This is a genomic window from Stenotrophomonas sp. GD04024 (assembly GCF_029837545.1).
In the GTDB taxonomy this organism is placed as follows: Bacteria; Pseudomonadota; Gammaproteobacteria; order Xanthomonadales; family Xanthomonadaceae; genus Stenotrophomonas; species Stenotrophomonas forensis.
The window spans coordinates 1-17,140 of sequence record NZ_JAOEDV010000088.1; the positions used below are offsets into that span (position 1 = coordinate 1).

Genomic DNA, 17,140 nt, shown 5'->3' on the forward strand with positions numbered 1-17,140 from the left:
CCCGGCCCGCAGTCGATGCTGTACTCAACAATATCTACACCGTGACGGGTCAGCTCAGCCGACCACGGTCCCGAAGGGGATTTGGTGATGTCGATCAGACGGCGGGTGTCCAGGTAGTCCAGTTCCCGGCGAACCTCCAGCGCGGTGGCATCCGGGTACATGTCCTGGGCGGCGCCGGCCAGGACGGCTTCACCGATCGGATAGGGGCGTGAGCGATCCAGCACCAGCAACATCAGCCAGCGCAGCTGCTCCCGGCGCAGCTTGTCCAGATCCGGGCCTTGATTTCCGTGACTCACGGCGTGTTCCCCTTGCTTTGCATGTTCGTGATCTTCGAGGCCACTGCATCAAGCTTTGCCTCGATAACGCTCTGTCCGCGGGCATAGTCCTCGCGGCGGACGTAATCCTTCGCAACTTCCAGGCGGAAGTCGGTGAGGTGACTCTCAACCTCACGCCAGCGCTTGCTGTCGTTGATCAGGATCGCCAGCTGCTGATCGGTGCGTTGTTGTAGCTGGTTGACCAGCCAGCGGCCGCCGGCGATCAGGCCGCCAAGCAGCGTGATGCCGATGCCTGCGAACCACACCAGGTAGAGCGGTTGCACTTCAACGATCATGGGTTGGTCTCGACGGGTGGGCGCTGTCCGGTGAGGACGCCGATGACGCGCTGGCAGGAGCGGACGTGGTCTTCAGCTTCGGTGACGATTTGAAGAGCAGTGCCTGCAACCTCTGGACGTAGTTGGGCGCTCGCATCACGTTCGACGGCGCCAGAGACGGCTTGGGACAGGCGGGCGGTGTGACAGGTGGCGAGGTCGTCGCGCAGCTGGAGATTGCCAGCGCGCAGGTCAGCCACAACAGCAGCAGGGATGGACGCGGACTCCTCCCGATCATCTTCATGTTGGTCTCCGATCTGGGCCATTTCCCTGGCCTGGGTATGCTCGGTGTCGCGAGCATTGCGCTCGCTTTCCAGTTGCGATTGAAGCGTGGTCACGCGCTGCTGCGCCCTGGCATCACGGGCTTGGGCGTCCAGCGCATTGCCGCGATAGAGAAGTGCTGCGGCAATGGCGACCAGCAGGAGCACCAGCAGCAGGGCGACCGTTGCGGTCAGGGTGCGGACCATCAGTACCGGCCCTCGCACATCGCGCGCTCAGCGGTGCGGCGGCGCTCCAATCCCTTATAGGACTTGCCGCCGGCATTGGCCCAGTTGCTCAGCTGGGCACATGCGAGGTCCCAGCGGCCTTGATTGGCGTAGACACGGATCCGCGGCTGCTGACCGTTGCGCAGCGTGCACAGGCCGTCCTTGACGCCAGCACCACCCGGACCGACGTTGAAGGCGAACGACGTCAGGGCGGCCGCCTGGTAGTCCGTCATCGGCACCTTGATGCAACTCTGCACGGTGTTCCAGGCGACGCCGAGGTCCGACTGGAGCAGGCGCTCGCATTCGGCGCGGGTGTAGGTGCGCTGTTCTACCTTGGCCGTGTGGCCGTAGCAGACCGTCAGCTTGCCGACGACATCACGATAGGGCTGGGCCGAGTAGCCCTCGAAGGGCTGCACCAACCCGAGCAGCAACGCCAGCATGGTTGCCAGCATTCCGCCCGCGATGGGCAGTGCCTTGTTACCGGGTTGCTCTGCTGCCATGCGCCATCTCCAGGGAAAGATGGCCGACGGGCAGACGAGGATGCCCGCCGGCCAGGTGCGCCATGCGCACACCAAACCGATGGGCAGAGTTTCAGTCTTTGACTGCTCGTCGTCTTTGAAACTGGTTTCGAGGAATCTCACGCGCGCGCGTGGGACTGTGCAGATCCCTTCGCGACGTGCGTAGCTGCAGAAGACTATTCGCCCTTGGGCTTATGCGCTTCCCACCAGCTGTTGACAGAGGTAGCGGGCGGTGTTTCCGGTTTGGAAGGTTGATAACCAGGATTTACAGCGGAAGGTGCGATCGCCGCAGGACCCGGGGCTTCTACCCTGGGAATTTCAACGTCTCCACATCGCTTGGCGGCAAAAGCCCCCTGAAGCTGAGCTCGCCTTTCCACTGACGTCCTCTTTGCTTCATTCCGTTCGATCACATTTCCGATCCCAAAGTCACCCAAAAAGCTGGCAATGGACATGCCGCTGAACTTTGCTTGCTGCTCGACCTGCCTATCAAAGGCATCCACCTTGGATAGTTCAATTCGGATCTGCTCACAAGAATAGTTCAGCGTCTCGTAGCTCGTTACCGGCTGCAGACGCCCATAACGCTTGGTGGCACACCCACTCAAGGCCGCTGCCATCAGCACGCTGGCGACGACGAACTCTACTCGCTTCATTACTCCCCCTTGCTTGAGACCTGTCATTAGCGCGCTCTTCGTAGCACTTAATGCCTATGTGATTGGTCGCTTTCGTATCCCCCGGGCCACGCCGTCCTCAACGTCTTGAGTCAGCAGAGCCATCAACAGACGTGACGCCGCCGCTCGACCGGCATCGGAAAGTGCCCAAAACGTGTCAATCACTTCGTTGAACTGCGCAATCTGCTCCTCCTCCATTCCAGGCCTAGCAACGCTCCTTTGCCCGGTCAGCACGTAAAGAGGATCCAAACCGTTCTCGGACCAGCCAGCAAGCTGGGCTGCCGTTGGCGATGTTGCTCCCTTTTCCCAATCGATGACGGTGCGCTTCGACGCCCCAACTACTTCCCCAAAGGCGGTCTGACTCAGACCGAGGCGAATTCGCTCCTCACGGAGCCGAAAGCCAAGAGTGCGAATTAATTCACCCATAAGTGTTGACATGTGCAGATTTCTGCACCAGTCTTATCCCGTCCGGTTTAAACAACACCGCAAGGATACGACATGGCTCAGCACCTGCCTCCCGGCCGCGACTTGATGAACAAGGTTCGCGCCGGCATGACCCTCCAGAACACCACTGTCAGCGCTTGGTGCCGCAAGAACGGCATCAATCCCAGCGCGGCCCGCCAAGCCATCTACGGCACTTGGGCTGGGCCGAAGGGCAAGGCTCTGCGCGCCACTCTGCTCAGGGCAGCAGGCGTGAAGGACGTCGCATGAACGCCCCCGGCCGCCCCCTGGACGAGGTGCCCACCCGCGAACTGGAGCTACTGCTCGCTTCAGCCCGCGATCAGTACGCCACCGCCGTGAACAACTGGCAGCGCGCCGTCGAGTCAGACGCGCCTCTGGCCAACACCCTGCCGCTGGCCGGCGCCGTCGACGCAGCCGACCGCCGCGCCGTCCGGATACTGAAGGAACTGGCGCGCCGCCAGCAGGACGCTGCGGCATGAGTGAGCAAAGCATCTTCGCCCGCCTACTGTTCGCTCTGGCCGGGCACAGCCGCACCGGCCTGCGCCTGAAACCGATCGCCGACGGCATCGGCGAATCCCCCAGCACCACGCTGCGCAACCTGCAGCGCCTGGCCGAAGACGGCCTGGTCGAACGCTCTCCCTTCGACCAGGACAACTGGCGCCTATCCCCCCGAATCGTCCAGATCGCCTTGGCTCATCAAGCAGAGGTGGCCCGTGAAGAGCGCCAGCTGGACGACTTCAAGAACCGCTACAGCCGTAGCCCCAACTGATGACGAGGACCGAAATGGCAGAGAAGCAACCCAACAAGCGCGGCGCCAAGCCGCTCGCCCAGGCCGAGCCGATTGTCCAGGATCTGGACGCGGACAAGCTGGCCGAGCGCAGCCAGGAGCTGGTTACCCTCGGCGAGCACCATAGCGAGGTGGTGGATCAGTTCGGTGACGGCCTGCCGTGGCACCCGGACCACTACGAGAACGCCATTCGCAGCGAACTGCGTCGCGGCTGCGAAGCCTTCATTCGAGCAGGCCGCTACCTGGTCGTCGCCCGCGAATGTGCAATGCACGGCGAATGGCGCGGGATGCTTGAGCGCCTTGGAATCGGCAAAGACCAAGCCCTCCGGATGATGGAGGCTGCCCGCAGGGTGTCGGCACTGCCAAATGTCGCGAATTCGCGACATTTGATCGAAGCCACCAAGAACCACAGCCGCCTGATCGAGTTGCTCTCGCTGCCGGAGGAACAGTTCGCCGAACTGGCTACGGAGGGCGAAACCAACGGCCTGACGCTGGACGACGTGGAGCACATGTCTTTCCACGAGCTCCGTGCCGCGATCCGCGAAGCCCGTGCCGATCTGGATGCCAAGGATCAGCGCATCACCAAGTTGAGCGACGATCTCAACAAGGCGGAGGAGAAGACGGCAAAAGCTCAGAAGAAGTGGAAGAAGGCCACGCCTGACGAGCAGTCCCAGGAGCTGCTGACCCATCTGGAACAGGCGGCCGGCCAAGTGCGCATCGCCATCGCCAGTGGCAGCGAAGAAGCCGGATTCAGCGGTGCAGTGATCACGCTCATGCAGCACGCCGAGCAGCACGACCTCAATGTTGATGAGCAGGTGGCCGGGATCATCGCCAGCCTGATCAACGACCTGCGCCTTGTCCGCGACCACCAGGAGGTGGGCGTCACGGTGATTCATGACCGCCGCCTGGCCGACTGGAAGCGGGAGGGCTGATATGGCTCTCAGCGCCAGCTTGATCGAGCAGGCCGCTGCCGACCTGCTCTGCGCCGGGCACGGCCAGAAGCGCGCCATTGCCGAGCGATATGCCGCCGAATGGGGCTGCAGCGTACAGACGTTGTATCGGCAGGTCTCGAAGCTGACCTGTTCGCTGAAGCCGCGCAAGCGCCGCAGCGATCGGGGCAACTCCGACTGGACCCAGCAGGAACTGGAACTGATTTCCGCTGTGTTGCTGGAGTCGCGTCGCGGCACCGGCAAACGCCTGGCCAGCATCGGCGAGGCCATCGACATGCTGCGCGCCAATGGCATGGTGCGCGGCGAGACTGTGGATGCCGGTACCGGCGAGATCCGACTGCTGAGCGAGAGCTCAGCAGCCAAGGCCTTGCGCACCAACCGCTTGCACCCTGATCAGCTGTCGGCACCCGCACCGAAGGTACAGCTGGCCAGCGAACATCCCAACCAGGTGTGGCAGGCCGATCCAAGCCTGTGCGTTCTGTACTACCTCAAGCGGCAGGATGGCCTGCATGCGATGCCGGCAAGCGAGTTCTACAAGAACAAGCCCAAGAACCTGGCTCGTGTGGAGAACGAGCGTGTCTGGCGCTACGTGTTCACCGATCACACCACCGGCGCTTTCTACGTGGAATACGTGCTGGGCGCGGAGAGCGGCGAGAACCTGTGCCGCACCTTCATCAACGCCATGCAGTACCGCGGTGCGGCTGACCCCTTCTGTGGCGCACCGACGATGGTGATGGTGGACCCTGGCAGCGCCAATACGGGTGCGATGTTCAAGAACCTGTGCGCGGCCCTGGGCATTCGCATCTGGATCAATCAGCCGGGCCAGCCGTGGGCAAAGGGCCAAGTCGAAAAGACCAACGACCTGATCGAACGCAAGTTCGAGCACCGCCTTCGCTTCGACAACGTGCAGAGCTTGGAGCAGCTCAACGCATCGGCGTGGCGTTGGATGCGCAACTTCAATGCCACCGCTCAACACACCCGGCACAAGTCCTCGCGCTACCAGGCGTGGATGACGATCAAGCCCGATCAGCTGCGCCTGGTACCGGCGACCGAGGACTGCATGAAGCTGGCCACCCGCGCACCGGAACTGCGCAAGGTCAACCCGCTGCTGCGGATCAGCTTCCTGGGCAAAACCTACGACGTGTCGGGCGTGCCGGGCGTGATCGTGGGCCAGAAGCTCACGGTCGCCCGCAATGCCTTCGGTAGCGAGTTCGGTGCGCAGGCGCTGTTCACAGACGATGCTGGCCGCGACACCTGGTACACGATGGAGCCGCTGGAAGCAGACGCATACGGGTTCACCGGTGCGGTGGCGGTCGGCACATACCACGCGCACGCCGACACCCCGGCGGACACAAACCGCAAGCGGGTCGAGCGCCTGGCGATGGATGCCGAGACCGACGAGCAAGCCAAGGCGCAGCGCAAGGCCAAGGCAATGCCGTTCGGTGGCCGTATCGACCCCTACAAGTCGGTGCAGCAGGCGCCGGAGATCCAGCACCTGCCGCGCCGGGGTCATCGCGTCGACGTCGCGGTCCCCGATGTGGTCGAGGCCCCTCGCTTCACAGTCGGTTCGGTCACGCCCATCCGCGCGGAATTGCCGCCGCTGAACCATGTGGAAGCGGCCATGCGCCTGAAGCCTCTGCTGGAGGCGTCGGGTTCGACCTGGACGGCTGACCACTATGCCCGCACCGCCCAGCGCTGGCCGGAAGGCCTGCCGGTGGATCAGGTCGAGTCCTGGGCGCACGCCCTGGCAACGCCTGAGCGCGGTGGTCTCCGGCTGGTGGAAGGAGGTGCCGCGTGATGGCTTCGCTCGACAGCATCAAGAAAGACGCACGCCTCATCCAGGAACGCGACGGATTCGGCTACTGCCAGGCGCTGGAGATCGCTGCGCGAAAGGCTGGCTTCAACACCTATGCAGCTGCGAAGGCTGCCTTGCAGGGGCGGAGGGCTCGCCCATGACGTTGCGTCTGAAGCGCCTGCTCACCGAGGCCGGCATCAAGCAGGGAGACCTGGCCAGTGCTGCAGGTCTGAGCCGTCCGGCCCTCAATGCCTTGATCAACCACGGCCAGTTGCCCACCAGCTGCGATCCGGCAGCGGTGCGCGCTGCCATCAGTTCCTGCCTGACCCAGCACGGCGTGACCGACGCCCACTGGCATGAAAAGGAGGGGCCGACGTGCTCCAACACGCCGGCCCCGGTTTCCCCACCGCAAGACACCGATAACGACAACGACATTCACGACGAGGAAGATCCCATGCTACTGCGTTTTCAGGCATTGACCCCACAGGCCAAGCGCCACTTCGGCCTGACCACCAATCCTTTCGCCGATCCGGCCAGCGCCGACGAGGTGTTCCTCTCCCCGGATATCCGCTATGTCCGCGAGAGCATGTACCAGGTGGCCCGTCACGGCGGCTTCGCTGCGGTGATCGGCGAGAGCGGTGCCGGCAAGAGCACGCTGCGCGAAGACCTGGTCGATCGCATCCAGCGCGAGGAGCAGGCCGTCATCGTGATCCAGCCCTACGTGCTGGCCAGCGAAGGCAGCGATGCGGTCGGCAAGACCCTGCGCAGCCACCACATCGCTGAGGCGATCATGGCCGCCGTCGCGCCGCTGGCCAAGCCGAAGAGCAGCCCCGAAGCCCGCTTCCGCCAACTGCACGAATCGCTGCGTGACAGCGCCCGCGCCGGTCACAGCCACGTCCTGGTGATTGAAGAGGCCCACAGCCTGCCGCTGCCGACCCTGAAGCACCTCAAGCGCTTCCGCGAGCTGAAGGACGGCCTGCGCCCACTGCTGTCGGTGATCCTGATCGGCCAGCCCGAGCTGGGCGTGAAGCTCTCCGAACACAACCCGGAGGTGCGCGAAGTAGTACAGCGCATCGAGATCATCACGCTGCCGCCGCTGGACAACGAGTTGGGCGCCTACCTGGCGCACCGCCTCAAGCGCGCCCAGGTGCCACTGGACAAGGTGGTGGAACAGAGCGCCATCGACGCGCTGCGCACCAAGCTGGTTCCTTCGCGTGGCGCAGGCTCGCTGCTTTATCCGCTGGCTGTTCAGAATGCGCTCACCGCCGCGATGAACCGCGCCGCTGACCTGGGCGTGCCGACCGTTACCGCCGACGTCGTGCGGGGGGTGTGAGATGGCCATTCGAACTGAAGGCTGGCCGGCCGTAGAAGGCATGGTGGTTGAGCCGCAGACCGACCAGTGGCCGTTGGCGACCCGTGTTGTGGCGGTTCCCTTCGAGATGCAAGACCGTCCTGCACCTGTAAACGTGGACATCCTGCAGGTAGTGATCGTGCCGCGCGCCAACTGGGAGCGCATCACTGCCCATGTGCCGGCCGAAGTGCTGCGGCGTGAAGGGGTGGCTCATGGCTGATTTCAACACCTCTGGGTCGCAGTACCTGCGCAGCTTCGCTTTCTACTTGATGCGCGATGCCGAGCTGCCCGACCGGCAGGTAACGGTGATGCACCGCGACCTGTTCCGCCGTGCCGGCATCGAATGGCGCGACGGCCAGAGCATGGCCTCGCTGCTGGACAGCCTCAACCTGCAGCAGCTGCGAGCGCTGGTCGACCAGCTGCGCGACGGCGATGACGACGAGGAGGAATGATGGCCGTTCCGACCCTCCAGCGTTGCCTTGGCCAGGTGCGCAACCGCAAGCGCCACAGCGCCCAGCACCCACAGCGAAAGAAGTCCATCGGGGTGCTGGTGCAGGACTGCCACATGTTCCCCACAGCGTCGCGAGTGGGGGCTATCCAGGTACAGGACCCTGACTCCAGGCGTGAGTACCTGATCGAGGTGTGGATCCACACCGGCGTGCTGGTGATCTCGCAGAGCACCAACAAGCGCTGGCTGCTGGAACTGGACGAGATTCTGGACCTGGCGATTGCCGCCGGCATTGATCGGGGGGCCATCTGACATGCAGCTGGCCCTGCTGCCGCAAGAGCTGTCCCCACAGACGGTGCTTTTGCAGTTGCAGGGCCGTCGCGGCGCCGTCAACGGCATCACCGCCCGCGACCTGGTGCAGCAGATCACCTCACGTACCAGCACCGCCGACGAGCGCCGCCTGCGCCAGATCATCGAGCAGCTGCGGCGCGAGGGACACCCGATCTGCGCCCACCCGGCTCACGGTTACCACCTTGCCGCCAGTGCGGCCGAACTGGACCGCGCCTGCACCTTCCTGGTCGGGCGCGCCATGACCTCCCTGGAGCAGGTCAGCGCGATGAAGCGCGTTGCGCTCCCGGATCTGTACGGACAACTCGGGCTGGACAAGCCCGCTACCGACGAGGAATCCAACCATGAACCATGAACGTAACTCCGATGTGCTGTATGCCGCCGCGAACACTGCCCGCGAGCTGGAGAACAGCGGTATCGAGATCCTGGGCCTGCACAGCAATGGCCGTCGCGCGGTGCTGATTCTGGACCGCCCTCCCACGATGGTGGGTGGCCACCTCAAGCGCCGCCAGCCCAACGGCAGCGGCGGGCAGGACCGCGTGATGGCCGCTGAGTACCAGGGCGTGCAGCTGGAGTGGACCCAGCGTCCTCCGATGCTGCGGGAGGTGGCTCATGGCTGAGCGCGGCCAGTTCCTGGTGGTCCCTGCTGAGTGGGTGGGTGGCGACACCTTCACCGACTCGGCCAAGGCGATCGAAGACGCCCAGGCCCGCAGCAAGGTCGACGGCAAGCATCGCGCGGTGGTTTGCGTGGTCGCTCGCACCACGCCCAGCCCTGCACCGGTCATCGTGCTGACGCGTACGGAAGCCGGCATCACCCAACCGCAGGTGGTTCAGCCATGAGCGCCATCCCCAGCGTCGCAATGCAGCACGCTATCGCCCTGTCACTGGGCGCCAGCGTGGTCCGTTCTGCGGATCTGATCGACCGGGTGATGGAGCACGGCTTCCATTACCGCGGCTATGTGTCCAACGCGGTCGCCAAGGCGGTGCGGTGCGGAATGATCCTGCGCGTCGGCGAAGGGCTGGCCCGCAACTACCGCCTCAACCCCGACTGGAAGATCGACCAGGCGGCGTTGGCCGCCGCGCAGGCGCAGCGTGTGCGTGGTGCCCGGCCGGGTATGACAGGGGCGCAGAAGGCCCGATCTGCTGCTGGCGGTTACGAAGGTCCCGCCTTCGACAAAGACCCGCTGACGCCTTCCATCGGCACCGTATGTCAGTCCCAGGAGGATCTGGAAGGCGAGCTGCCGCCTTACCTCGGTGGTCGCCTGGTCGATTCGCTGCATAACCACTTCGATCGCATCTTCGGCGGGGTGGAGTGATGGCACGCACCGGCCGCCAGCGCTACGACCACCTACGCGCGATGCGCTTTGCGCTGTGGGCTCGTACTCAGAACCCGCGCCAGCTCACACCACAGCGCATTTCCGGCCTGCTCGGCATCTCGCTGGATGCCGCCCGCCGCTGGCGCGCCGACTGGTTCACCGCAACCAGCCCTATCCATGTCGAAGGCGTCCCCGACGTCCTTCGGCCCACTCAACCGTTTGTCACCCCCGCCGCCCAAGGAGGCGCCCAATGACCCCATCCATTCCCGAAGGCTACCGCGAGGACCGTAACGGTCGGCTGGTGCCCGAGGCACAGATCAAGCCGATCGATCTCGCGCGTGACCAGCTGGTGCAGGAGAAGATCCAGCGCGCCCTGGAGCTGCGCGAAGCACTGCGCACCTTCAAAGCGGATACGTTCGCCGATATCGGCGCGTTCGTGCAGCTCAGCGGCGAGCAGTACGGCGCCAAGATCGGCGGCGACAAGGGCAACGTCAGCATGTATTCCTACGATGGCCGCTTCAAGATCCTGCGCGCCTGCCAGGACACCATCCAGTTCGATGAGCGCCTGCAGGCCGCCAAGGCACTGATCGATGAGTGCCTCAACGACTGGACCGAAGGCTCGCGCGCCGAGCTGCGCACCCTGGTCAACAGCGCCTTCAAGGTGGGCCAGGACGGCAGCATCAAGACTGCAGAGGTGCTGTCACTTCGCCGGCTGCAGTTCGATGACGCCCGCTGGCAGCGGGCAATGACCGCGATCAGTGATGCGGTGACGGTGGTGGGCAGCAAGACCTACGTGCGGTTCTACGAGCGCGACGCACGTGGCCAGTACCAGCCGATTTCTCTCGACGTGGCGGGGGTCTGACATGCCGAAGATCCGAGACACCTGCACCTTCCGCTTCGACGGCGTTCGCGGTGCACTGAATGCCAGCACCCTGGCCTTGGCCGTGGAGATCGCCGACCGGGCAGCACGGGCCGACGTGGAGATCCACGCGCCCGCCGTGAAGCTGGACGGGCTGCGCTTCTTCGATGTCACCTGCGGCAACATCCAGGGCGAAGACGCGACCGCCGCCCGCTATGCCATCCGTCAGGCAGTGCGGTACATCGAGGCGCGCGGAGACGCACTGCCCTGGCGCCTGAAGCGCCACATCTCCCAGCCGGCGCTGCTGCACTTCGAAGAACGCACCGACCCCGAGGTGGCCACCACCGGGCCGCGTCATGCCTGCGTCAACTGCGACATGCCCACCGGTGCGCTCGAGTCGCCCATGTGCGGCCCCTGCGCTCAGCAGGCGGTGGGCGCGATGACTGCGACCACGGCCGAGGCGATCCGGCGAATGGACGGACTCGACTTCATCTGTGGCCTGCGCGACCCGCAGACAAAGCAGAACGTGGCCGTGGCCATCGCTCGCCAGGTCGGGCATGGCATGGCCGAGAAGTGTGAAGCACAGGCGGAAGCGGCCCTCGACGCCATTCTCAAGCTATTGCTCCATCCGCCGGTGGTGGTGTGGCAGGGCCGTTACTCCCTCAATCCCTCGGAGAATGACCATGTTCGTACGTAACCTGGTGCTGTTCCGCTTTCCGACCAGCACCGACTTCTCCGAAGTCGAATCCGTGCTGCCGTATGGCGTTCTGAAGCCGGTTGGATCGCTGGAAATGAACTCGCGCGGCTTCATTTCCCCCTTCGGCCGCGAGGAGCAGGAGCGCCTGTCGTGCCGACAGGGCGACTTCCTCTGGCTGACGGTGGGTGGCGAGGACAAGATTCTGCCCAGCGCGGTGATCAACCGTGCGCTGGAGAGTCGTCTTCAGGTCATGGAACAGGAACAGGGGCGTCGACCGGGGGGCCGCGAGCGCAAGCGCATGAAGGACGACATCTTGCACGAGCTGCTGCCCAAGGCCTTCGTCAAGAACACTCGCCACGATGCGATCCTGGACCTGACCCACGGCTATGTGGCCGTGGACACCTCCAGCCGCAAGGTGGGCGAGGCCTTCGTGTCGGAGATCCGCGGCCTGCTGGGCGGCTTCCCGGCAGTCCCGCTGAATGCCCAGGTCGCGCCGCGCTCGATCCTGACCGGCTGGATCGCTGGCGAGCCGCTGCCGGACGGGCTATCCCTTGGAGAGTCCGCCGAGCTGCGCGATCCGGTCGAGGGTGGCGCCAAGGTGCGCTGCAGCGACCAGGAACTGCGCAGCGACGAGATCGACAAGCACCTGGATGCCGGCAAGCAGGTCACCAAGCTGGCCCTGGTGCTGGAGGACGCATTGTCCTTCGAGCTGGGCGATGACCTGGTGGTGCGCAAGCTGAAGTTCCAGGACGGCGCGCTCTCCCAACTGGAGCAGGCCGATGCCGACGGCCGCCGCGCCGAGTTCGACGCCCGCTTTGCCCTGCAGAGCGGCGAGATTCGCCGCCTGTTCCTGGTGCTGGAACAGGCCTTCCACCTTTCAACGAACCCGTGAGGCCCGCCATGACCATCAAGCGCTACAAGATCGAACGTGACTGGGGTGAAGGCCAGGTACAGCTTGAGATCGACCACAGCATCCTGACGCCGGAGCTGGCGACGGAAATCAACAAGTTCTGGACCGGTGCCGATGAGCGCCTTGGAGAAGCCGACGGCGACGCGGTACTGGCCGTCATCAAGATGGCGGGTGCCGAGTTCATGGGGTGGGTGCTGGACGTGAACTCCAGCTACTCGACCGAGGGTATGCAGCGCGAGTTCGATCAGCTGGAGGGCTGGCCGTCGCCCCACGGCATCCGCTTGGTCGATTGGGACGACCGGCCCGATCTCGATTCCTGCCTCATGCAGGTCGAGGAAGTGGAGGTGTCTCATGGATGAGACCGTGTACGACGACGCAGGGCGTGCCTATAAGCAACTGCATCTCGGCGGCGTCGATGACGACGACCAGCGCTGCCTGCGTTGCGGATCGCCCGGCCTGGACACGGGCTGGGAGTGCAACGACTGCGGCTACGACAACATGCCGCACTACGTTGAGCCAAAGAAGGACCTGAACGACGGCCAAGAAAGGGGCCGCTGATGCGCCGTGATCCGCTGACGAAGAAGTCCCAGGTAGCCGCCGTCCTGAAGGACGGTGGCCGTATCGTGCCTGGCGTGCGCGAAGGGCTGCTGCAGTTGCTGGACCATGCGGGTCAGGAAGTGCCGGCATGGCAGACCGCCCTCCGGGCCGCTCAGGGCGCAAGGAGCAAGGCATGACGCGCGTTCGCAAGGCCGGCGACGGCCGTAACCGGGTGCTGGCCGCGATCCACGCCGGCGCCAAGAAACTCGGCCTCTCCGAGGACGTCTACCGTGACCTGGTTGAGCGCGTCTCCAAGGAGCACGGACCCGCCCAGCGAAGCGCCGGCAAGTGCGATCGCCGGCAGCTCGATGCGATCGCCAACGAACTGCGCCGCCTGGGTGGCATCCCCGCCAAGGCAGCGTATGCGGCCAAGCGCTGGGCCGGCCGGCCCAAGGGCGACCTGTCCCCGCAGCTGTCCAAGATCGAAGCCCTGCTGGCTGATTCTGGGCGTGAGTGGGAATATGCCCATTCGGTGGCCCGCCACATGTTCAAGGTAGGACGCCTGGAATGGTGCAACCCGGATCAGTTGTCCAAAGTGATTGCCGCTCTTCAGATCGATGCCAATCGCCGCGCCCGTCGGGAGGCACCTTCGGCATGAAGTCGATGGAGGCCCGCCGCAACGAGCTCTTGGCCAATGCCGCTTCGGCGGCGGCTACGGCTGCGCGTGCGCTCGGCCTCGGCGACGACTTCGCAGAGCAGATCGGCGCGGCGGTGGCGGACACCTTGGCCGAAGACTGGGGCGGCCAGACCATCTACTTTCCCCAGGACGCCTCATTCAAGCTCAGCCCACGCGAGCGTGAGATACTGGACGCCCACCGCAATGGGGCTACAGTTCCGGGCTTGGCGAAGCGATACAGAATGTCTGAGCAAGGGATCCGCAAGCTGCTCGCCAGGGCGAACTTCCGGGATCGTAACCTCAATCAGATGAGTCTGTTCCGCACAGCGCCCTGATTGCACCAGGCGCAATGGCTTTCCATCTCGATCCGCCATTGCCAGCTTTCTTCCGGGGTCTTCCGGCTAGATATCTCGCAGCCCCCCCCTGATATATCTCACCCCTAAACACCATGCAGGAGTCGACGATAGTTCATTGCCCGCCTCCCTTCTTCCCAACCAATCGCTTGATCCACTGCTTCATCTTCCCCGAACCTTGCCGCGAAACCGCAGCGTCATACACGAAATCCCGGAAATCCTGCGCTCCATCCTGCGAACAGATCCCTCCGTTCGCACAAAAACTGTTCACCAGTACGCTGTCTGCACCACACGGTAGACCGAGTTCACAGGCCGCAACCCGCCATGCAAGTTCACTGAGCGGCTCACCGGCCACCTGGTCGGCAATCGCGCGATCGCCCGCCGCCCGTGTGCCCATTCCCGGCGCAATGGCCATGAAGGCTTCCGGGTCGCGCGATGCACGTACCCGCTCGACCAGATCACGGCGGTACTCGGGGCTGTCTAGCAGCGGCTCCCCTTCGGCGAACAACGAGGCCTCCGCAGCCAGGTTGCCCTGTGCGGCCGCCTTGCGCCGCTCGGCCAGCACCCGCGCGGCGCCCAGCTTGTCGCCCGGCACGAAACCACCACAGCGCTGCGCCACGCGTTCGCGTGCCTGCACCATGGCCGGTGCAGCGGTCAGGCCCAGTCCGGCCAGCACGTTGTTGTCCAGGCGGTATCCGCCCGGATCAAGGGCGTACTGCGCGCAGTAGTCATAGACCCGGCTCAGCATCCAGCGCGCTTCATGATTGCCGTCATCGGCCTGCACGCGCAGGCGCTGCGCGTACGCGTACAGGTCAGTGGCTTCCTCGAAGTCGGCGCGCAGGTCCAGCGGCAGCCCCGACGGGAGCGCGTTGCCTCGCTCGACAGCCGACAGGCGGCGTGCCAGTGCTTCGGGCACCACCGGCATCGGCGTGCTCGTGGTGTCCGCCGACAGCGCCGACGTCAGCTCCGACGGCATCGGCACCGCGGAAACGTGGCCGCTGGCCCGATACCCGACCACGCCCAGCACGGCCACCGCCGGCAGCACGAGCAACCAGGTTTTCAGGGTCGGAGCGAAGGCCATCGGCGGCAGTCAGGCGTCAAGGCGCACAGGAAAGCACACAGTTTAGCAAGGCCCGGCAGCCCTGTCTGAACCGGCTTCGTTCATCTCAAGGCATACGGAGACGGCCTGATGGTCTAGCATGGCCCCCTTTCCCGCGATTGCCCCCACCGCCATGCCGTTCCTGGAACTGACCCTGCGCTGCACCGAAGCCACACAGCCCCGCTATGAAAACGCGCTTGAAGATGTGGGCGCACTGGCTGTCACCCTGCTCGATGCCGAGGCCGATACCAGCAACGAGCAGGCCATCCTTGAGCCGGGCGTGGGCGAGACCCCGCTGTGGGACACGCTGGTGCTGAGCGCGCTGTTCCCCGCCGACAGCAATGCGCTGTTGCTGCTGGCTGCGCTGGAGGCCTTCGATCCGGAGCTGGACTGGAGCAGTGGCAGCTTCCGCGCGGTCGAGGATCAGGACTGGGAACGCGCCTGGCTGGACCAGTTCCAGCCGATGGATTTCGGCAGCCGTACCTGGATCGTGCCGTGGAACCATGAGCTGCCGGACGCCGCACAGGCCGCCGACGCCGCCGTGGTGCGGCTGGACCCGGGCCTGGCGTTCGGCTCGGGCACCCACCCGACCACCGCGCTGTGCCTGCGCTGGCTGGACCAGCTGGCCGTGGATGGCCAGCTGCAGGGCCAGCGCGTACTCGACTTCGGTTGCGGCTCGGGCATCCTCGCCCTGGCCGCGCTGAAGCTGGGCGCCGCTGAGGCCATCGGCGTGGACAACGATCCGCAGGCACTGGTTGCCACCGCCGACAATGCCGAGCGCAACGGCGAGCAGGCGCGGATGCAGGTGTACCTGCCGCAGGACGAGCCGGTTGCGACCTATCCGATCGTAGTCGCCAACATCCTCGCCTCGGCACTGGATGCGCTGGCCGAACTGCTGGCCGCGCGCGTCGCGACGGGCGGCCGCATCGCCCTGTCCGGCATCCTGCATGGCCAGGAAGGTGAGCTGCTGCAACGCTACGCGGCGTGGTTCGACGAACTGCAGGCCATGCAGGACGGCGACTGGATGCGCATCACCGGCGTGCGCCGCGCCTGATCGTGGTTGAATGACTGCTGGATCCGAGCCCGCGCCCTGAGCATGTCCGAGCCGAACCCGCCGCGCCGCCCCCTGGCTACCTTCCTGCGCACTGCGCCGGCGGGTGAAGCCGCACCCGCGACCGATGCGCGCATGCAGGACGACGCCGCACCCGCAGCGCCCACGGTGGAACCTGCGGCCGATCCCATCGAGCCAATGCAACCGCCGGCGGCAGAAAGACGACACGATGATGACACTTTCATCGTGGAGGACGTCGCGCCCCTCGAACCGGCGCCGGTCGCGGTGTCGGCAGCGGTGGCTGCTGCCAGTGATGCTCCCAGTTTCCTCGGCAGCGCGCGAGCGCGCACGCTGCCGGCACCGCGCTGGCACTGGCTGCTGGTGGCAGGTCTGGCGCTGCTGCTGGTACTGCAGAGCGTGCTGGCCGACCGCGCGCGCCTGGCCGCCGACGCCGGCAACCGTGCATGGCTGGCCCCCCTGTGCGGCGTTCTCCGCTGCAGCCTGCCGCCCTGGCATGAACCCGCCGCGTTCACCATGACCAGCCGCGAGATCCGCCCATTGCCCAGGCAGGCCGGCGTACTGCAGGTACAGGCCAGCATCCGCAACGATGCGCGCTGGGCGCAGGCCTGGCCAGACCTTCGCCTGTCGCTGTCCGATGCCGATGGCCGGGTGATCGGCAGCGGCGTGTTCACCCCTGCGCAGTACCTGGGCGAGCCTCCCGGCACCGCGCAGCTGGAACCGGGCCAGAGCGCACGCATTGCGTTCCGCGTACAGGAGCCCGCCGCATCCACCGTCGCATTCACCTTCGACTTCCTCTGACCAAGCTGAAGGCGCCCAGCCGTGGCAGGTCGAGCACGCTCGCGCTAGACTGACCGCCACCACCTCGTCCGGCCGCGCGCTCCGCGCGCACGGGCCAACCGAATCGGGAACCCCCTTGAACGCTGTCCTTTCTCGTCCTGACAACAGTCGTGGCGCTCCCCGGCCACCGCTGCGCGAACATGTCGCCCAATCCGTGCGCCGTTACCTGCGTGACCTCGATGGCTGCGATGCGGACGATGTCTACGAGATCGTGCTGCGCGAGATGGAGATCCCGTTGTTCGTGGAAGTGCTCAACCACTGCGAAGGCAACCAGAGCCGCGCCGCAGCGATGCTGGGCATCCACCGTGCCACCCTGCGCAAGAAGC

The 17,140-nt window shown here is 65.3% G+C and carries 33 protein-coding genes; 26 read left to right on the plus strand and 7 right to left on the minus strand.

Features of this window, described 5'->3' with window-relative positions; translation table 11 throughout:
- The 6 genes from N7590_RS19135 to N7590_RS19160 all read right to left on the minus strand — a co-directional run.
- A partial coding sequence (locus N7590_RS19135; protein ID WP_279935799.1) for a cytoplasmic protein occupies positions 1-296 on the minus strand: 296 nt, incomplete at its 3' end.
- Positions 293-610, minus strand: coding sequence for a hypothetical protein (locus N7590_RS19140; protein ID WP_008265891.1), 318 nt, complete (start codon positions 608-610; stop codon positions 293-295). The genes N7590_RS19140 and N7590_RS19135, both read right to left, overlap by 4 nt.
- Positions 607-1,113, minus strand: a complete 507-nt coding sequence (locus N7590_RS19145; RefSeq protein WP_197604343.1) for a lysis system i-spanin subunit Rz — start codon at positions 1,111-1,113, stop codon at positions 607-609. The genes N7590_RS19140 and N7590_RS19145 overlap by 4 nt, the downstream gene beginning before the upstream one ends.
- Positions 1,113-1,772, minus strand: coding sequence for a lysozyme (locus tag N7590_RS19150; protein ID WP_197604342.1), 660 nt, complete (start codon positions 1,770-1,772; stop codon positions 1,113-1,115). Before N7590_RS19150 ends, N7590_RS19145 begins: the two co-directional genes overlap by 1 nt.
- Before the next feature lie 53 nt (positions 1,773-1,825).
- Positions 1,826-2,299, minus strand: coding sequence for a hypothetical protein (locus N7590_RS19155; RefSeq protein ID WP_279935800.1), 474 nt, complete (start codon positions 2,297-2,299; stop codon positions 1,826-1,828).
- A 54-nt stretch (positions 2,300-2,353) separates the two neighbouring features.
- Positions 2,354-2,755 (minus strand): helix-turn-helix transcriptional regulator, encoded by a 402-nt coding sequence (locus tag N7590_RS19160; protein ID WP_080355185.1) that lies wholly within the window; start codon positions 2,753-2,755, stop codon positions 2,354-2,356.
- Positions 2,756-2,815: 60 nt separating this feature from the next.
- Between N7590_RS19160 and N7590_RS19165 the strand changes: the two genes are divergently transcribed.
- The 23 genes from N7590_RS19165 to N7590_RS19275 are packed head-to-tail and all read left to right on the plus strand — an operon-like array spanning position 2,816 to position 13,788.
- Positions 2,816-3,028, plus strand: a complete 213-nt coding sequence (locus N7590_RS19165; protein ID WP_008265835.1) for a hypothetical protein — start codon at positions 2,816-2,818, stop codon at positions 3,026-3,028.
- On the plus strand, positions 3,025-3,258 hold the full coding sequence (locus N7590_RS19170; RefSeq protein ID WP_040006683.1) for a hypothetical protein: 234 nt from the start codon (positions 3,025-3,027) through the stop codon (positions 3,256-3,258). Before N7590_RS19165 ends, N7590_RS19170 begins: the two co-directional genes overlap by 4 nt.
- Positions 3,255-3,548, plus strand: coding sequence for a helix-turn-helix domain-containing protein (locus N7590_RS19175; RefSeq protein ID WP_008267142.1), 294 nt, complete (start codon positions 3,255-3,257; stop codon positions 3,546-3,548). Before N7590_RS19170 ends, N7590_RS19175 begins: the two co-directional genes overlap by 4 nt.
- A gap of 14 nt (positions 3,549-3,562) precedes the next feature.
- A complete protein-coding gene (locus tag N7590_RS19180) occupies positions 3,563-4,498 on the plus strand; it encodes a hypothetical protein (RefSeq protein ID WP_197604341.1) in 936 nt (311 codons plus the stop codon).
- Between the two features lies 1 nt (position 4,499).
- Positions 4,500-6,314, plus strand: a complete 1,815-nt coding sequence (locus N7590_RS19185; RefSeq protein WP_197604340.1) for a DDE-type integrase/transposase/recombinase — start codon at positions 4,500-4,502, stop codon at positions 6,312-6,314.
- Complete coding sequence (locus N7590_RS19190; RefSeq protein WP_008268046.1) at positions 6,314-6,472, plus strand: hypothetical protein; 159 nt, start codon at positions 6,314-6,316, stop codon at positions 6,470-6,472. The genes N7590_RS19185 and N7590_RS19190 overlap by 1 nt, the downstream gene beginning before the upstream one ends.
- A complete protein-coding gene (locus tag N7590_RS19195; protein ID WP_197604339.1) occupies positions 6,469-7,644 on the plus strand; it encodes an AAA family ATPase in 1,176 nt (391 codons plus the stop codon). The genes N7590_RS19190 and N7590_RS19195 overlap by 4 nt, the downstream gene beginning before the upstream one ends.
- Before the next feature lies 1 nt (position 7,645).
- Complete coding sequence (locus tag N7590_RS19200) at positions 7,646-7,882, plus strand: hypothetical protein (RefSeq protein WP_197597361.1); 237 nt, start codon at positions 7,646-7,648, stop codon at positions 7,880-7,882.
- Entirely contained in the window at positions 7,875-8,114 is a 240-nt protein-coding gene (locus tag N7590_RS19205) for a hypothetical protein (protein ID WP_197597360.1), read from the plus strand. Before N7590_RS19200 ends, N7590_RS19205 begins: the two co-directional genes overlap by 8 nt.
- Positions 8,114-8,422 (plus strand): hypothetical protein, encoded by a 309-nt coding sequence (locus N7590_RS19210; protein ID WP_197597040.1) that lies wholly within the window; start codon positions 8,114-8,116, stop codon positions 8,420-8,422. Before N7590_RS19205 ends, N7590_RS19210 begins: the two co-directional genes overlap by 1 nt.
- Before the next feature lies 1 nt (position 8,423).
- Entirely contained in the window at positions 8,424-8,813 is a 390-nt protein-coding gene (locus N7590_RS19215; protein ID WP_024957596.1) for a hypothetical protein, read from the plus strand.
- On the plus strand, positions 8,803-9,078 hold the full coding sequence (locus N7590_RS19220; protein ID WP_040006676.1) for a hypothetical protein: 276 nt from the start codon (positions 8,803-8,805) through the stop codon (positions 9,076-9,078). Before N7590_RS19215 ends, N7590_RS19220 begins: the two co-directional genes overlap by 11 nt.
- Positions 9,071-9,298 carry a hypothetical protein gene (locus N7590_RS19225; RefSeq protein ID WP_049397735.1) on the plus strand — a complete coding sequence of 76 codons (228 nt, stop codon included), beginning with the start codon at positions 9,071-9,073 and terminating at the stop codon, positions 9,296-9,298. Before N7590_RS19220 ends, N7590_RS19225 begins: the two co-directional genes overlap by 8 nt.
- Entirely contained in the window at positions 9,295-9,774 is a 480-nt protein-coding gene (locus N7590_RS19230; RefSeq protein WP_279935801.1) for a hypothetical protein, read from the plus strand. Before N7590_RS19225 ends, N7590_RS19230 begins: the two co-directional genes overlap by 4 nt.
- The gene (locus N7590_RS19235; protein WP_049397737.1) at positions 9,774-10,028 is read left to right on the plus strand and encodes a hypothetical protein; all 255 of its coding nucleotides are present in this window, start codon (positions 9,774-9,776) and stop codon (positions 10,026-10,028) included. The genes N7590_RS19230 and N7590_RS19235 overlap by 1 nt, the downstream gene beginning before the upstream one ends.
- Positions 10,025-10,636, plus strand: coding sequence for a DUF3164 family protein (locus tag N7590_RS19240; RefSeq protein ID WP_279935802.1), 612 nt, complete (start codon positions 10,025-10,027; stop codon positions 10,634-10,636). Before N7590_RS19235 ends, N7590_RS19240 begins: the two co-directional genes overlap by 4 nt.
- A 1-nt stretch (position 10,637) precedes the next feature.
- Complete coding sequence (locus tag N7590_RS19245; protein ID WP_279935803.1) at positions 10,638-11,330, plus strand: hypothetical protein; 693 nt, start codon at positions 10,638-10,640, stop codon at positions 11,328-11,330.
- The gene (locus N7590_RS19250; protein WP_279935804.1) at positions 11,317-12,222 is read left to right on the plus strand and encodes a recombination-associated protein RdgC; all 906 of its coding nucleotides are present in this window, start codon (positions 11,317-11,319) and stop codon (positions 12,220-12,222) included. The genes N7590_RS19245 and N7590_RS19250 overlap by 14 nt, the downstream gene beginning before the upstream one ends.
- Positions 12,223-12,230: 8 nt before the next feature.
- Positions 12,231-12,599 carry a DUF2528 family protein gene (locus N7590_RS19255; RefSeq protein WP_049407184.1) on the plus strand — a complete coding sequence of 123 codons (369 nt, stop codon included), beginning with the start codon at positions 12,231-12,233 and terminating at the stop codon, positions 12,597-12,599.
- On the plus strand, positions 12,592-12,798 hold the full coding sequence (locus tag N7590_RS19260) for a hypothetical protein (RefSeq protein WP_279935805.1): 207 nt from the start codon (positions 12,592-12,594) through the stop codon (positions 12,796-12,798). Before N7590_RS19255 ends, N7590_RS19260 begins: the two co-directional genes overlap by 8 nt.
- Entirely contained in the window at positions 12,798-12,974 is a 177-nt protein-coding gene (locus tag N7590_RS19265) for a hypothetical protein (protein WP_279935806.1), read from the plus strand. Before N7590_RS19260 ends, N7590_RS19265 begins: the two co-directional genes overlap by 1 nt.
- Positions 12,971-13,435: a regulatory protein GemA gene (locus N7590_RS19270; protein ID WP_197619989.1), complete on the plus strand. Its 465-nt coding sequence runs from the start codon at positions 12,971-12,973 to the stop codon at positions 13,433-13,435. The genes N7590_RS19265 and N7590_RS19270 overlap by 4 nt, the downstream gene beginning before the upstream one ends.
- A complete protein-coding gene (locus N7590_RS19275) occupies positions 13,432-13,788 on the plus strand; it encodes a Mor transcription activator family protein (protein ID WP_152907779.1) in 357 nt (118 codons plus the stop codon). Before N7590_RS19270 ends, N7590_RS19275 begins: the two co-directional genes overlap by 4 nt.
- Before the next feature lie 133 nt (positions 13,789-13,921).
- On the opposite strand, the gene N7590_RS19280 is transcribed toward N7590_RS19275, so the two are convergent.
- Positions 13,922-14,887, minus strand: a complete 966-nt coding sequence (locus N7590_RS19280) for a hypothetical protein (protein ID WP_164241343.1) — start codon at positions 14,885-14,887, stop codon at positions 13,922-13,924.
- Positions 14,888-15,038: 151 nt separating this feature from the next.
- Here N7590_RS19280 and prmA point away from each other — a divergent pair, with 151 nt between their 5' ends.
- The 3 genes from prmA to fis form a co-directional block, all read left to right on the plus strand.
- Positions 15,039-15,959, plus strand: coding sequence for a 50S ribosomal protein L11 methyltransferase (prmA, locus tag N7590_RS19285; RefSeq protein WP_053511004.1), 921 nt, complete (start codon positions 15,039-15,041; stop codon positions 15,957-15,959).
- 42 nt (positions 15,960-16,001) lie between these two features.
- Entirely contained in the window at positions 16,002-16,775 is a 774-nt protein-coding gene (locus N7590_RS19290) for a DUF3426 domain-containing protein (protein ID WP_164241342.1), read from the plus strand.
- Between the two features lie 115 nt (positions 16,776-16,890).
- Positions 16,891-17,140: DNA-binding transcriptional regulator Fis (gene fis, locus N7590_RS19295; RefSeq protein ID WP_279935807.1), on the plus strand; the 250-nt coding region annotated here is incomplete at its 3' end.